This is a genomic window from Bacteroidales bacterium (assembly GCA_021648725.1).
Taxonomy (GTDB): domain Bacteria; phylum Bacteroidota; class Bacteroidia; order Bacteroidales; family JAADGE01; genus JAADGE01.
Genome location: JAKISF010000020.1, coordinates 45859 through 62602, shown reverse-complemented (window position 1 = coordinate 62602; position 16744 = coordinate 45859). Strand labels below are relative to the sequence as shown.

12 protein-coding genes are annotated in these 16744 nt (G+C 31.0%); 5 read left to right on the top strand and 7 right to left on the bottom strand.

Annotated elements, in window-relative coordinates:
- Together L3J35_08830 and L3J35_08825 are read right to left on the bottom strand one after the other, a co-directional pair.
- The coding region (locus L3J35_08830) for a hypothetical protein (GenBank protein ID MCF6366292.1) at nt 1–188 on the bottom strand (188 nt) is incomplete at its 3' end.
- A gap of 123 nt (nt 189–311) precedes the next feature.
- A complete protein-coding gene (locus L3J35_08825) occupies nt 312–2204 on the bottom strand; it encodes a tetratricopeptide repeat protein (GenBank protein ID MCF6366291.1) in 1893 nt (630 codons plus the stop codon).
- Between the two features lie 113 nt (nt 2205–2317).
- Here L3J35_08825 and L3J35_08820 point away from each other — a divergent pair, with 113 nt between their 5' ends.
- Nucleotides 2318–4234: a tetratricopeptide repeat protein gene (locus L3J35_08820; GenBank protein MCF6366290.1), complete on the top strand. Its 1917-nt coding sequence runs from the start codon at nt 2318–2320 to the stop codon at nt 4232–4234.
- Nucleotides 4221–4985, top strand: coding sequence for a LytTR family DNA-binding domain-containing protein (locus L3J35_08815; protein ID MCF6366289.1), 765 nt, complete (start codon nt 4221–4223; stop codon nt 4983–4985). The genes L3J35_08820 and L3J35_08815 overlap by 14 nt, the downstream gene beginning before the upstream one ends.
- A gap of 222 nt (nt 4986–5207) precedes the next feature.
- Here the strand turns inward: L3J35_08815 and L3J35_08810 are convergent, their stop codons facing one another.
- From L3J35_08810 to L3J35_08800, 3 genes are all read right to left on the bottom strand, one after another.
- Nucleotides 5208–5984, bottom strand: a complete 777-nt coding sequence (locus L3J35_08810) for a TIGR02757 family protein (protein ID MCF6366288.1) — start codon at nt 5982–5984, stop codon at nt 5208–5210.
- A gap of 188 nt (nt 5985–6172) precedes the next feature.
- Nucleotides 6173–9862 (bottom strand): tail fiber domain-containing protein, encoded by a 3690-nt coding sequence (locus L3J35_08805; GenBank protein ID MCF6366287.1) that lies wholly within the window; start codon nt 9860–9862, stop codon nt 6173–6175.
- Between the two features lie 222 nt (nt 9863–10084).
- Nucleotides 10085–10297, bottom strand: a complete 213-nt coding sequence (locus tag L3J35_08800) for a hypothetical protein (GenBank protein MCF6366286.1) — start codon at nt 10295–10297, stop codon at nt 10085–10087.
- A gap of 192 nt (nt 10298–10489) precedes the next feature.
- Here L3J35_08800 and L3J35_08795 point away from each other — a divergent pair, with 192 nt between their 5' ends.
- Nucleotides 10490–11437 (top strand): glycosyltransferase family 2 protein, encoded by a 948-nt coding sequence (locus L3J35_08795; protein MCF6366285.1) that lies wholly within the window; start codon nt 10490–10492, stop codon nt 11435–11437.
- A gap of 21 nt (nt 11438–11458) precedes the next feature.
- On the opposite strand, the gene L3J35_08790 is transcribed toward L3J35_08795, so the two are convergent.
- Nucleotides 11459–12124, bottom strand: coding sequence for a DNA alkylation repair protein (locus L3J35_08790; GenBank protein ID MCF6366284.1), 666 nt, complete (start codon nt 12122–12124; stop codon nt 11459–11461).
- Between the two features lie 196 nt (nt 12125–12320).
- On the opposite strand from L3J35_08790, the gene L3J35_08785 reads away from it, so the two are divergent.
- Complete coding sequence (locus L3J35_08785) at nt 12321–13094, top strand: hypothetical protein (GenBank protein MCF6366283.1); 774 nt, start codon at nt 12321–12323, stop codon at nt 13092–13094.
- A 152-nt stretch (nt 13095–13246) separates the two neighbouring features.
- Nucleotides 13247–15583, top strand: a complete 2337-nt coding sequence (locus L3J35_08780; protein MCF6366282.1) for a tetratricopeptide repeat protein — start codon at nt 13247–13249, stop codon at nt 15581–15583.
- Here L3J35_08780 and meaB read toward each other — a convergent pair.
- Nucleotides 15578–16660 carry a methylmalonyl Co-A mutase-associated GTPase MeaB gene (meaB, locus tag L3J35_08775; GenBank protein MCF6366281.1) on the bottom strand — a complete coding sequence of 361 codons (1083 nt, stop codon included), beginning with the start codon at nt 16658–16660 and terminating at the stop codon, nt 15578–15580. The two genes, L3J35_08780 and meaB, sit on opposite strands and share 6 nt — an antisense overlap.
- Between the last annotated feature and the right edge of the window lie 84 nt (nt 16661–16744).

Here is a 16744-nt window from a genome sequence, read left to right as displayed (position 1 = left end):
CCGGTTCGCTGAGCGGTTGTCATCCTCGGGATTAATAATCCTTTTGAGGTTGACTCAATGTCAAGCATTGCAGAACTGTTTGGTGTTCCTGTGCTTCCTGATATCAGCACTTGTGAATAAGATGAAAGGTGTATTGAGAAAAAGATTATCCCGGTAATCAGCATTTTTAAAATTTTGTTTTTTTTCATAGTAGTTTTAAAATTAAAATTGTACGATTAAAACAAACATATATAATAAGTGTTGCAGTATCAATTTTTTCGTGTAAAAATTGAGCAATTTGTACAACAAAAAGGTTTTAATTAAAATCAAAACTATAAATCAGTTTCAATATTTTTGGTGTTTTTTTGGAAAAATGAAGGCGTAACTCCGGTAAACTTTTTAAATGCCGAATTAAAAGTTGCTTTCGTATTAAACCCAACGGTTAAAGCAATTCCTTCAATAGAATAATTCTTATACTCTTCATTTATTAATAGTTTACGTGCTTCTTTTACCCTGTATTCATTAATGAAGTTATTGAAGTTTGTATTAAAATATTCATTAATAACCTGAGAAATATAATTTCTGTTTGTTTTTAATTTTTTTGCAAAATCATTTACGGTAAATCCCGTATTTAGAAAGAATTTTTCTTCTTCCATTAAAATTACTATGTCTTCTAACAACTCTCTTTTTTGTATTTTGCTTAACTGTGAGTCGGAATATTTTTCTTTAAGCCCAATATTATCTAAGGATTTATGTGTTTGCTTTTTTATTTTCTCTTCGTTTTCAATATCTTTTTTTGCTAATTCTATATTGTGTTCAACTAATAATAAATATGCCTTTCTTTTCTGCAGTAAAATAATTACCAGTATTACCAAAAAGCCTAATGTTAAAATTAATGTTATGCTTATATTTTGAAGCCTTTTATTGTTTTTTTCTATTTCAAGATTTTTAATTTCAGATTCTTTTTCAAGCAGAATAATTTTGGCTTCTTTTTTATCAGTTTCATACTTTGTTTGGATTTCGGTTATTTGTTTGTTTTTTTCTAATGTAAACAGAGAATCCTTAATTGTATGATACTTACTTAAAAAGTTATAAGCCGACTTATATTGCCCGACATCAATGTAATTTTTTGAAAGAAGTAAATACAGTTCAGATAAGTATTTTAGTGAATTACTTTTTTCGGCAATTTTCATAGCTTCCTCGGCATACCTTAAACTCTTTTTACGCTCTCCTCTGACAGAATAAATCCGGCTTAAACTTACCTTGTTAATCATAATTCCTGTATAATAATTAATTTTTTCACACAACCCTAAAGATTTTAAAAAATATTGTTCCGATAATTCAAAATTTCCTGTTTCATCAATTATTACGCCTTTATTTAAAATTGCAGATGCCAGTCCTTTAATATAATTAGTTTTTGTTAACAATTTTATAGATTCATTATAATATTTCATTGCTTTTGCCGTATCATTTCTGTCTTTATGAATTAGCCCTATATTTCCGAATATACTTCCCAGTCCGACAGTATCTTTTAATTCTTCAAAAATATTTGCAGCTTTATAGTAATTATTTAAAGCCATATTGAAGTTTTCCTGCTCCCAAAACAAAACTCCTATATTTTGATATGTATTTGCCAAACCCGGTTTATCTCCGATTTTTTCTTTAATTTTTAAACTTCGGATATAGGTGTTAATTGCATCCCTATAGTTCCCTTGAGCTTTATACACTAAAGCAAGATTATTATATGCTTTTGCAATGTTCTCAAATTCATTGCTGTTTATAAGGTTTTTTACGGCATTATTGTAATCATTAACAGCTTGTTCATAATTCCCGTCACAGTATTGTGTAACTCCTGTATTTATATAGCATTTTCCCACATTGACAGAATCGTTTACAAGTTGATAAAATTTTGCTGATTTATAATATATATTCTTTGAAATATCCCATTCTTCATAGTAATCATGCAAAATAGCTTTCATAAAATATAAATCTGCAATCAGGCTATAGTTTTTTATTTTTTTTGCAGCAATAATTCCTATTTCTATATACTTTAAAACATCATCTTTCTCAATATTATCATACTCTTTTGATAATTTATAACATGTTTCTGCAATAACAAAATTATCATTTGTATGAGAAATTATATTAATAAGACTGTCTTTCTTCGATTGTGACCAAGAAAGCAAACTTAATAACAGTAAAGTATATGTAAATAAAAGTTTCAAATTAAAATGGTAAAAATAAAAAAGCAATAATAATTATACTTTTTATTAATTACATAATATTCTCTATTAATTTTTTTCAATTATATTTGCCGTAGAATAAAAACCTTAATGTTTTGAGAAAAAAAACTGCAATCTTAATTTCAATTTTATTTTTTTCAAATCATTTTCTGTCGGGACAAAATACAGACAGTTTAATAAATATTCTGCAAACGGAAAATACAGAGGAAAAAATTGAAGCCTGTTTAAAACTGTCAAATATATATATTTATTCTAAACCGGACAGTGCCGAATATTATCTAAACTACGGATTAGATTTATCTGTATATGAAAACGATTTGAGACATCAGGCTATATTTCTGCAACAAAAAGGAATTCTTGAAAATGAACGAGGCAATATCAGTTCGGCAAAAAAAAATTTACGAAAAACAATTCAAATTGCACAAGAAATTTCAGACACTTCGCTTATTATTTCAGGATCAGGGAATTTAGGGAATTCTCACATGTATGTAGGAGAGTATGAAACAGCGATAGAGCTGTTTACTTATGTTGCAATAATTGCCGAAAAAAAACAAGACATAAAAACAATTGCAACAGCAAACGGGGCAATAGGTAACTTATATGTTTATATGAAAAGTTATGAAAAAGCATTGCCTTATTACGAAAAATCAAAAGAAAATTTTGAAAAACTGAACTTGGAAATCGGCATTGCATTATCTTTAATGAATATTGCCGTTGTATTTTATAATACAGAACGTTATGACTTTGCTCTTGATAATTATGAGAAAGCTTCCGAGATTTTTAAAGAAACAAATAACTTATTAAATTATGCTAAGTGTATAAGCGGTGTTTCGAGAATTCTAAGTTTCAAGAAACAATATAAAACAGCTATTAATGAAGAAAAAAATGCTTTAAAGGTTTATAAAGACCTTAACGCTAAGATTGACATAATCAGTTCATTCAGCTTTATAGCATCAAACAACTTAAAATTAAAACTTTATAAAAAAGCGATATTATATTTAGACAGCGGGTTTAACATTGCTTCGGAAGAAAACAACTATCATCATTTATCTATTTTAAGCACAACATACAAATCTTGTTATGACAGCCTTAAAGATTATAAAAATGCTTATCATTATTCCAAACTCTTAAAAACTTACAGTGACAGTATTTTTAATAAAGAAAGTAATGAACGTTTTTCTCAATTAGAAATAGAATATGAAACAGCACAAAAAGAACAAGAAATTGAACTGTTGAAAAAAAATGAAGAATTATTAAATAAAGAGAACAGAAACAGACAAATACTTCTTATCGGGCTTGTTATTCTTTTACTTTTCTCGATACTTCTCTTTTTCTTACTTTATAACAGGTATAAACTGCGAACAAATAAAAAGACAATAGAAGTTGAGCAAAAGTTACTGAGAATTCAAATGAATCCGCATTTTATTTTTAATGCGTTATTTGCTATTGAAAGTTTTATGAATAAAAACGACTTGAAAAAATCAGTTTTATATATGTCAAATTTTTCTAAGTTAATGCGAATGATTTTAGAAAGCTCAAGAAAGAACTTAATTTGTTTAAATAAAGAAATAGAAATACTTGAATATTACATAGGTTTTCAAATGTTGAGATTTAATAATAAATTCACATATAAAATAGAAATATCCGATAATATTGATAAAGAAAATACATTAATACCTCCGATGTTAGTTCAACCTTTTGTTGAAAATGCCATTGAACACGGCTTTACAAAAGACATTAAGAGTCCTGAACTGATTATTTCGTTTATTTCAGAAAATAATTATATTTCAGTATCAATTCAAGACAACGGTAAAGGAATTAACAAAACACATACAAATAAAACTAATCATCAATCATTAGCAATTCAAATTACAAAAGAAAGACTTAGTTTAATTATCGGAAAGAAACACAAAAAAAACATTAACTTAGAAGTTCTGAATTTAAATAAGCTGAATACTGAACAAAAAGGAACAAAAATTAGTTTTAAAATACCTCATATTGAAGAGTTTTAAACACATAAAAACCGTAATTGTAGATGATGAAAAAATTTCAAGAGATGCTGTTTTTAATCTGTTAAAAACACATTATCCTGATTTCAGCATCGAGGTTGCCGAAGATGTTAAATCCGGTATTGAAACAATTTCCGGAATTAAACCTCAGTTTATTTTTTTGGATGTTGATATGCCCGACGGAACCGGTTTTGATTTATTAAACAAACTTACAAGCTACAATTTTAAAGTTATTTTTATTACGGCTCATCAAGAGCATGCTTTAAAAGCAATTAAATTCAGTGCGTTAGATTATATTCTTAAACCCATAAACACAAATGAATTTATAAGTGCTGTTAATAAAGCAATAAACGAAACGGAAAACGAAAAAAATAAAATCAAGATAGATACATTTTTGAACAATTTTAAAGAAACAAACAGCAAGTCTATAAAGCTGGTACTCAACACCGCTGAGAGCATTCATGTTGTCGGATTAGAAGATATAATAAGATGCGAATCTGACAATAACTACACTTGTTTTTTTTTAAATAACAGTAAAAAGTTACTAATGTCAAAAACATTAAAAGAATATGAAAATTTATTGCCTGAAACAATTTTCATACGAGTTCACAGATCGCACTTAATTAACATATTTCACATAGAACGTTTTGATAAAAGAAAATCAGGAAAAGTTATAATGAAAGACAAATCTGTTGTTCCGGTTTCGGTAAGAAAAAAAGAGCTGTTATTAAAAGTTCTCAGCAAACTAAGTTAAAAAAATTTATTAAATTAGGCACTTAAGTAATATAGAATGAGAAATTGTATAGAACCTAAATTTCATCTAATTTGTTGCGATTTCAAGGGTTCTAAATATGATTGAATCAGATTTATTTCACGCAAAGAACGCAGAGATTACGCAAAGCACCGCAAAGGAAAAATAAGAACTATTGATAAGCAATAAATTACAAGTATTATCTAAATGCCTAATTCAAAAAATTTATTTCCCGAACTTCTCAAAAACACCGAGTCCGAATAAAGCAAAATCATATTTAACAGGGTCTGACTTATCAAACTTTTTTAAATTCCTCGTAAGTTCTTCAACGGCTCTCCAATCGTTTTGTTTTCTTTTTAAAATACCTAATGCCCGTGCCGTATTACCAACATGAACGTCAAGCGGAATTTGTAAACCCGATGCAGGAATTTTATTCCAAATACCGAAATGAACACCTCTGTTATCATTTCTTACCATCCACATTAAAAACATATTAATTCGCTTTGCAGCAGATTTTTTTTCAACATTTGCAATATGTTTTTCTGTTCTTTTTTCATGTTGTAATTCAAAGAATATTTCTCTGAAATACTTTATTGACGAAAAAATTGTATTATCAATTTTATATCCTTTTGTAAAAACTTTTTCTAATCCTCCGTGCTTTAAATAAATATTTTTAAGCGAAACCAAAAAATATTTGAAATCAATAAATTGAAATGTTCTGTGTTTAAAATCATTAATATTTTTTAATTCTTTGCCGGTTAAGTTTAATAAAAATTCATACGGATTATTTTTCATTATTTCTGCAATTTTATTTGCATTACGGATAATCATTTTTCTGTTTCCCCATGCAATTTGAGCAGATAAGAATGCAATTATTTCAATATCTTCTTTTTCGGTAAAACCGTGAGGAATCTGTATCGGGTCTGATTCTATAAATGAAGGGCGATTATACAAATCATATTTTTCGTTAAGAAAGCTCTTTAATTCTTTTTGTGATATCATAAGTTTTTTTAATTAAACTGCCGTAAAAGTACCAACATATAATTTTAGACTAAAAACTAATCATTAAAAAAGACTTCATATATTATTTAGAATAAAAGAATCCCGCTTCTCAGCGGGATAAACTCTATGAAAAAAAACTACACAAATTACTGCAAAACTACTAAACAGTAATTTTATTTTAAATGAATTTATTTGTTATTTATTAAGTCTCTTAATTCTTGAATTTGTTGTTTTAGTTGTTCAATTTCTGATTGTTGCTCTTGAATTGCTTTTGTCAAAACAGGGACTAATACAGAATGTGCAACACCGTATTCATCGGCTTCTTCTTCATATCTTACCATTCCCGGCAATACTTTAATTGCTTCTTCTCCGATAAATCCGGTTTTTGATATCCCGGTTTTTGAATCATAATCATAATCAACAACTTGAAGCTTAGTTATAATATTTAAACCTTTATTGCTTTCTTTAATTCCGAGGCTTTTTCCGTAACTTGCAGATTTCCCGTTCATAAGTAAAGTTCCGTTGTTCCCGTAAATTGAACCTACCCACGTGCCGTCACCGTCGCCGCAATTCATGTAAATAATATCAGAATAACCGGTACCGGAAGCTAAATCATGCCCTGCCCATATTCTTATACCATATCTATGAGTATCACCTCCGTCGTTATGGAACCTGGCAATATAAGTAGTTGCATCTTCCTTTACATCTAATCTGTATGCAGGAGTTTGTATGTTAACACCGACATCACCGTTCCCGGCAACAACAAATTTTGTATTGGCATCAGTAAAACTTGTTGTTGAAGGGTCAGACACCGTTCTTATTCTGAAAGGTATATCTGTATTTTCTCCGTCGGTATCAATAACCAAACCTTTTTGGGCTACTGCATTATTATCGTTAACAATTCTTGCATTAGCATTAAACTGTATAAAATCATTATCAAACTCACCGTAAATTAAGGGATCAATACTGCTGCTTGCATCAATTTTTAATGTATTGCTTCTGTTAGTGTTAAGTTCGTTTCCTATAATAATGTTTCTTTCGTAAGTGTTATTGTTTCCTCCCGTCAGATAACCCAAAAAGATATTATTACTTCCTGTGTTCCAAACACCTGCACCTTGCCCAAGATATAAGTTCCTGGTAGAGCTTGTAGCTGCCAAACCTGCCCAAAAACCTACCATAACATTATCATTACCGTTATTGTTAAGACCTGCACCCCAACCCAAATATGTATTTGACATTCCTGTAATATTCTCAGCACCTGCATCGTTTCCTATAAATAAATTATTATTACCCGAAGTATTATCTCTTCCGGCATTTGCTCCGATAAATACGTTATTACTTGCAGTATTGTTTACGCCGGAGCTGTCGCCGATACAAATTATTCTGTCTCCGTTTGCATTTAGGTATCCTGCCGTATTTCCTATAAAAATATTTTTTTCTCCTCCTGTATTAGTATAGCCTGAACGATAACCCATAAATACATTTTTTGTACCGCTTGTATTAAAACGTCCGGCTTCCGTACCTATAAAAGCATTATTTTCGGCATTGTTATTATATCCGCTTCTTGTGCCTATCATTATGCTGTTTGAGCTGTTATCGGCATTAAATCCGCTGTAATAACCCAAAACTACATTATTATCATTTAATGTTGCATTGGTACCTGCACTGCTTCCTAAAATAACATTAAAACTTCCTGTTTCATTTCTTTGACCTGCATAAGCACCCAGTATAACATTATCTGCACCTGTGTTCATGTAATATGCTGAAAAATACCCGATAGAAACATTTCTCACACCTGAGGTATTGTTATATGCAGATGCTTCTCCCATAAAAACATTTCTGTGCCCTATTGTATTAAGATACCCGGCTTGCTTTCCTACCATAATATTATTATCTCCGGTTGTGTTGGTAAAGCCTGAACTGTTACCCATGAAAATATTATCTGATGCTGTTGTATTATTATATCCGGCACGGTAACCCATAAATATATTTTCTCTTCCTGTTGTGTTATCATAACCTGCATCCGTACCTACAAAAGTATTATTTGCAGCATTATTATTATAACCTGCTGATGAACCTATTAATATACTGTTTGTACTGTTATCGGCATTATATCCGGCATAGGATCCGAGCATTATACTGTTATCGGCATTATCGGCATTATATCCGCTTTGGTAACCCATCAGTGCATTATTGTCTCCTAATACTGCCAATCTTCCGGAATTGTATCCTAATGCAACATTATGCGTACCTTTCACATTTGAATACCCGGCATAACTTCCTGCGAAAACATTATATGATGTATCATTACTGTAACCTGCTTGATATCCCATCATTAGGTTATAACCTCCCGAAACATTTCTGTACCCTGAAAAAGGTCCGATAAATACATTGTTTACTCCTGTGGTATTGTACACCCCCGTAAAATACCCCAAAAAAACATTGTAGTTTCCTGTTGAATTATAATATCCGCTGTAGTTACCCAAAAACACATTATTAGAACCGGAACCGGAACCCGCTGTTGAACGCCCCGCATTGTAACCTCCGTAAAAGTTATTTGAACCCGTACTGTAATAGCCGGCTCCTTCTCCTATAAATGCATTGGAAGTTCCGTTAGAAGTTCGCCCGGCATCTTTTCCTATCATCACATTATTATCGCCTGTTGTGTTTGTAAAACCGGCATACGATCCTATAAAAACATTGTCTAATCCGTCAACATTACCTTTTCCTGCTTGGTACCCGTAAAATGCATTAAAATTACCGGTTGTATTACTTGATCCTGAATTTTCTCCTACAAAAGTATTGCTCCATCCGCCTGTATTTGCTGTTCCTGCTAATTTCCCGATAAAAACATTGTTATAACCCGTTGTATTGGAAAAACCGGAAGCATTACCCATAAAAACATTATCATTACCGATTAAGTTTGAATAACCGCTTTGATAACCGATAAAAACATTATCGGTACCGGTTGTATTCATAAAACCGCTTTCAAAACCGAAAAATAAGTTGTATAAACCGGTTGTCATATCCTTACCGGAACTGTGCCCGACCAAATAATTATTTTTAGTCATGTGCATATAGTTATTAATAGGTCCTTTTGCAGCTCCGTATTTACCTACCGCAAAACCGCCGGAAACAGCTTTTGCTCCGGTATCAGTATAAATACGTGTGCTGTCGGAATGTGTAAAGAAGTATTTGAAAGCTTGTCCTTTGGCTGCTCCGTATTTACCTACCGCAAAACCGCCGGAGATACTTGCATTTGCATCGGTATAAACACGTGTGCTGTCTGATGTTACTAAAAACAGATCTCCGACTCCTTTTGCAGCTCCGTATTTACCTACCGCAAAACCTCCGGAAACAGCTTTTGTCGGATCTTTAACATAAGCTTTTACACCTGCAGAAGTTACTTCAAATATTGTTTTTCCGAATTTATCTTTTACCTCAAACAAAACATCTGCATCAGTAAGGTCGCCGCTGTTTGCCTGAACAACAAAGTTGCCGGAGGGACTTGATGTTCCTACACCGACATTATAGGTTGAATTAGTTAAGTAAACCGTAGCTCCGGTTTTCGTCCACAAACCTGCATCTGAAGACAAATCAATCCAGCCGAGCTTTCCTTCATAGTTTTTACCGAAAATAAAGAAGCTTCCTATATCTTTATCAAAAACTAATAGGCCTTGTGTCGGCGAAGCAATCAAGTTTCTTTGTGCAGTTGTCATTCTCGGGATTAATAATCCCTTTGATGTTGACTCAATGTCCAACATTGCAGAAGGGTCAGGTGTACCTGTACTTCCTGAAATTAAGACTTGCGAAAAAGAAGTTGTATTAGTAAATACGAGTACTCCTAATAATAGTGTGAGAATTGTAATTTTTTTCATTTTTTCGTAGTTTTATTGTTAGTATAATCAAATAACACTTCCAAATATACAATCTTTTCATAAAACAATATACAAAAAGACAGCTATTATTTAGAATACGTATAAGTTTATTTAGAATACGTATTTTTAGTGACCAAATTGGTCGAAATTTAAGGTGCTTCTGAAAAAAAGAGGGAAATAAAACCGGAATATTTAATTGCGGAATTATAAATAATAATACACTTAAAAGTTTTTAGTTTGTTTTTTTAAAGACTTATACCATTCGAAAAATTCCTCGAAAGTAATAATCACTTCTCCGAAATCTTCTAAATATTTATCTTTTTCAGTTTCAGAAAGGTGAACTTTTTTTATTTTATAAACCCAGTTATCTCTCACAGATAAGGAATACCCGCCTATAACCCTGTTACTTTCGATTACTTTCAGTTTACTTGCCATTGTTTCTTTCGCTTTTATTCTTTTTTTGTAATTTAAAATAAGTATAATTTCATCTGTCCGATAACACTTATTCAAATTTTATACCTTAATTCTTTAAATTTTAATCTTTTATGTAAAAAAGAACTTATTTTTTTCTTTTTATACATTCTTATATCTATTTTTGGACAATAATTGAGATTAAAATTAAAGGCAATGACAAATATTTCCGTAGTTATTTCATTACTTAACGAAGAAGAATCTTTACCGGAACTATGCGGTTGGATTTCCAAGGTTTGTAATGAAAATTCATTTTCTTATGAGATAATTATGATTGACGACGGAAGTACTGACTCATCTTGGGAAATCATTGAAAAACTGTCTTCTGAAAATAGTAATATTAAAGGCATTAAGTTTATGAAGAATTACGGAAAATCCGCAGCAATACACGAAGGTTTTTCCGTTGCAAAAGGCGAAGTCGTAATTACAATGGATGCCGATTTACAAGACAATCCGGAAGAAATTCCCGAACTATACAAAATGATTAAAGAAGACGGCTTTGATTTAGTTTCGGGCTGGAAAAAGAAACGTTACGACCCGCTGTTCAGTAAAAATTTACCGAGTAAGTTTTTTAACTTCATTGCAAGAAAAGTCAGCGGATTAAAATTGCATGATTTTAATTGCGGTTTTAAAGCTTATAAAAACAAAGTTGTAAAAAGCATTGAAGTTTACGGTGAAATGCATCGTTATATTCCTATACTTGTTAAGCAAGCCGGATTTAAAAAGATTGATGAAAAAGTTGTAAAACATCAGGAAAGAAAATACGGAAAAACAAAATTCGGGCTTAGCAGATTTATTAACGGCCCTCTTGATTTGCTTTCCATAACTTTCATTACAAAATTTGCAAAACGCCCGATGCACTTCTTCGGAACAATAGGTTCTTTCAGCTTTTTTGCAGGTTTTGTTATTTTAATCTATTTATCAATAGCAAAATTATTTTGGCAACAATATTCCATGACAGAAAGACCGTTATTTTTCTTGGGTTTGCTGGCAATTATTTTCGGAACACAACTATTTTTAACAGGTTTATTGGCTGATTTAGTTTCCAGAACCTCACAAGACAGAAATAAATATCAAATTGATAAAAAAATAAATCTTAAGTGATTTTATGATGACTACAGCACATTAAAAATCAATCAACATTTCAACCTCTTCGATAATTAACTTTGAATATTCGTTGCCGGTTTTTTTTATTTTGTTAGTAAGTTCCAGAACTTGCTTTTTCAAATTATTATTTCTTAAAGCAATTTGCCTTAAAGCTCTTGCAATTGCTTTTCTAATAAAAACACTTTCGTTATTTACAGAGTTTTCAGCAACACTTATTGCTTTTATAAAAAAATCATTCTTTTTTGTTTTGTCATTTAAAGCAATGCGTGAAAAAAGAATAAATCCGCAAACAACAGTAAATTTATGTTCTGATAATATCCATTCCTCTGCTTTTTTATCCGCAAAATCAAGTTTTTCAAAAAGGTTCAAACAACTTTGCTCTGCCAATTCATTTGTATCTATATTTGAAACTATTTTATCTGCTTTTTCTTCCGAAACTAAATTAGAATCTTCAATCATTTCTGCCAATATTCGCGTTTCCCTTATGTTTTTTTCTCTTAACATATCGGCAATTTCATGATTGAATTTATATTTTGTTGCTATTCTTTTTAAATCTGCAATGCTTACACCGAAATTTCTGCTGTACTTTAAACCCATTCTTTCCATAGCATCAACAGCAGGACCGTTTTCATTTGCTCTTATTTCTTTAAGAATGTTTTTTACCGAAAGATTATTATTTTTCATAAGAAATAGGTATTTACGGTTTCACTAAACGCAACAAACTTATCAAAATATAACATAATTCATCATAAAAAACATTACTTTTACGGATAAATTTCTTATATTCGAATAAAAAATACTGATTCAAACAACTTTTTTGTTTTTTTGCAGTCTTATAAGATAGACATATAAAACTTTTATTAATTAAACTTTACATATTATGAAAACAAATTTATTTAAAATTTTAAGTGTGTTCTTTGCACTCGGATTATTTGCATTAGCTTCTTGTGAAAAACCTGATCCCGATGCTCAATCAGCTGAAGATGATGCCAGAGGAAGTTATATTATGGCAGATGCATTTGCTGTCGGAAATACTGAAGCCGGCGGAACAGGAAAAGCATCCCTTCCTGCTTGTGTTGATGTTTATAGAAATCAGACAGATACAATTGTACTAACTTTCAACAATTGTGATTATCTGGGGTCTGTAAGAAGCGGCTCTCTTATTATTAACTATACCCGTCTTGATATCGGAGCCAGAGCTGTAAATATTATTATCACATTTGATAATTATACAATAGACGGTATTGCAGTTGAAGGGAAAATAACTACAACATTCGGAGGAACATATATAAGACCTGAGATTAATGTTGTTGCAGAAAATATGTCAGCAACTTTTACCGATAATAAAACTATTTCCTGGTCTTCCGATAAAACTTTTACAATTGTAAGCGGATTTGGCGATGGTAATATTTCTACAAACATTATTGAAATGTCAGGAACTGCTTCCGGTATTAACCGTCAAGGTAAAAGTTATTCTTCTGTTTATAATAAGGTGAGAATTGAAAGAAGCTGCACGGCAGGTTACCCTGTTTCAGGAACTGTTACAATAGAAAGCGATAAAGGAACTTCCGTAATAGACTACGGTAACGGAACTTGCGACAAAACAATAACAGTTACTAATAACGGAGTAACTGTTGAAGTAACATTAAACTAAAAATTTTTCAGAATAACAAATAACCGATTCACTTTTTGAGTCGGTTTTTTTATTTAAAAACACAACAAAAATTGCTTAATGTAATTATTATTTCTAATTTCGTTGTTGTCAAAATTATACAATCCCTGATTGTACTCTGTTAAAACACACAAATGAAAAAAACTGCTTCAATACTTCTGTTCTTTGCACTTTTTATTTTCAATTTTAATTTAATAAGTGCACAGCAAAACCCGGTTGACAGCCTTAAAACCGTACTTGAAACTACCCAAATTGATACCGTAAAAGTTAATACGCTTTGTGAACTTGCAAATATGATGAGAGGGCGTGATAATGAGCAAGCAAAAAATTATGCAGAACAAGCATTAACTTTAAGTCTGAAAATTGATTATAAAAAAGGTACGGCTGATGTCTATAAAACTCTCGGAATTATTCATTTTATGTTCGGAGATGTTGAAAACGCTTATAAAGCATCATACAACAGCAGAGATACTTATGAAATCATCGGCGACAAAAAAGGAATTGCTGCTTGCTATGTAAATATCGGTATTTTTAACAGAAATACGGGAAAAATTAAGGAATCAGAAGAAAGTTACAGAAAAGCTCTTGAAATATATGAAGAAATTAAAGACAAAGAAGGTATTGCAAAAACAAATTTAAATCTCGGAAATAATTTCAGACAACAAGGTAATTTTAAAAGTGCGTTAGAGTTTTATTTAAGAAGTTTAAAGTTCTTTGAAGAAATTGACGATAAAAATAATACTGCCCAGTTATATCAGAATATAGGTATAGTTTACGATGAACAAAACGAAAGTGAAAAAGCTATTGAAAATTTCAATAAAGCATTACAAATATTTAATGACATCGAAAACATTAAAGGTATTGCTGACGTAAATAATAATTTAGGAAATTTTTATGCCGAAAAAAAAGAGTTTGACCTCTCAAATGATTACTATTTAAAAGCATTAAAACTTTTTGAAGAAATGGGTTATTTTCCGATGATAGCACGCTTATATTACAACTTAGGTGATATTAACAATAAGAAAAAAGAATATAACTCAGCAAAAGAATATTTCGATAAAAGTGTTGAAATATATGAAAGCATGAACCATGCTCCCGGGCTGGCTCTTTGTTATAACGGACTAGGAGAATATTATTATTATCAATCAAATTATGAAAAAGCAATTGAGTATTTATTAAAAGCAAAAGAAATATCTGAAAAAACAGACATTAATACTTCAATAGAAGCTGTTGAGTGGTTAAGTTTAAATTATGCAAAAACAGGAGATTATAAAAAAGCATACGAAAACCATGTACTTTTTAAGGCACTTAACGATAGTATTTTTAATGAAAATAATGAAAAAGAGATTACAGAATTAAGAATGCAATATGATTTTGAGCAAGAAGAAAAAATAAGAAAAGAAAAAGAAAGAATAGAGAAAGAAAAAAATGAAGCTATTCAAAAAGAAAAAGATAAAAAAGATTTTGTCGTAAAACTCGGCTTGTCATTACTTGTATTATTTATGTTACTTATTGCAGTAATTTCAATTTTCAGTTATCGCAGAAAAGTAAAAGCAAATAAATTGTTAGAAGCCCAAAAACAAGAAATTGAATCACAAAAAGTTGAGTTGGAACAAAGCAATGAAGAAATTATGGCTCAAAGAGATGAGATTGAAGAAAAAAACATCTTAATTACCGAACAAAGAGATATTGCACTTAAACAAAAACAAGAAATAACTGACAGTATCCAGTATGCTCAAAGAATTCAAGATGCTATTTTACCCGATAAAAAAATGTTTGTTCAAGATATTGAAGATTATTTTATTTATTTTAAACCGAAAGATATAGTAAGCGGTGATTTTTATTGGATGACATTGTTTGACGATAAATTAATAGTTACGGCAGCCGATTGCACGGGTCATGGTGTACCGGGAGCTTTTATGAGTATGCTGGGTATTACATTTTTAAATGAAATTGTTAATAAAGACCGAATTTCCGAAGCCGGAAAAATTTTAGACAAACTAAGGGCTAAAATTATTGATTCGTTGCACCAAACAGACGGAGAATCAAAAGACGGAATGGATATGGCAATATCAGTTATTGATACTAAAAAACAAGAAATTCAATATGCCGGAGCATATAATCCTTTATATATTATTTCTGCCGATGAAAACAATGTTTATAATATTAAAAAAATAAGTGCAGACAGAATGCCCATCGGAATTCATCTTAAAATGGACGATGACTTTACCAATCATGTTATTAAATACAACAAAGGTGACTCTGTTTATATGTTCTCCGACGGTTATATGGATCAATTCGGCGGAGAAAACGGAAGAAAATTGAAATCAAGAAAGTTCCAAGAATTACTACTGACGATACAAGATAAAACTATGGCAGAACAAAAAGATATCTTAGATAAATTCTTGAATAAATGGAAAGGTGATTTGGAACAATTAGATGATATAATTATTATCGGAATGAAGTTATAAATCCAAAAGAGTTTGTGCAGCAAAATAAGGACTTATTTTACCCGACAATAATTCTTTTTCTAACTCTTTTATTTTTTTTCTGACAACGTTATTACTATAAAACCGTAATTTTAGCTCTTCATTCACAGCTTCATACATCCTGTATTTGGCTTGTCGGTTTCTTTTTGTTTCAAAAAAGCCTGACTCTTTAGTAAACAATTCATATTTTTTAATAATATCCCATATATCCGAGATACCGCTCCCTGTTATTGCCGATGCTGTTTTAACCTCTGCCTGCCAATTCGATTCGGTTCGCGGGAACAAATGTAAAGCATTTTTATATTCTGTCTTTGCTAATTCAGATTTTTGAATATTATCACCGTCGGCTTTATTAATAACTATTGTATCTGCCATTTCCGTTATCCCTCTTTTTATACCTTGAAGTTCGTCGCCTGCACCGGCAAGCATTAATAACAGAAAAAAATCAACCATTGAATTTACCGCAATCTCTGACTGCCCCACTCCTACCGTTTCAATAAAAATAATATTATAACCTGCCGCTTCACACAGCACAATTGTTTCAGCAGTCTTCCGGGCAACACCACCAAGTGTTCCGCTCGAAGGCGAAGGTCTGATAAATGCATTTTTGCAAGAACTTAACTCAGTCATTCTTGTTTTATCTCCCAAAATACTTCCTCTCGTTTTCTCACTTGAAGGGTCAATTGCAAGCACGGCAACTTTATTTCCTCTTTCAATTAAATACACCCCTAAGGCTTCAATAAAAGTGCTTTTTCCTACACCCGGCACACCGGTAATACCTACACGAACAGATTTTCCGCTGTAAGGAATACAAGAGTTAATAATTTTCTGAGCATATTCTCTGTGCTCTTGTTTCGCACTTTCAACTAAAGTTATCGCTTGGCTTAAAATTGAAATATTCCCGTTTAAAATTCCTTTTACATAAGAATCAACAGAGATATTGTTCTTTTTTTTTGACAGACTAAATTTTGATACAGCATCTTCATCAAGCTTATTTACTTGTTTTACACCTTTTTTTACGTACAATGTAGGTTTAATATTTTTTCTTAGTCTTGGCATTTAGAATAAATCTTACACAAAGATACTAATTATTGAGCAAAAAAGAACTTGCCGAAAATCGACAAGTTCTTTTTTACTTAAATT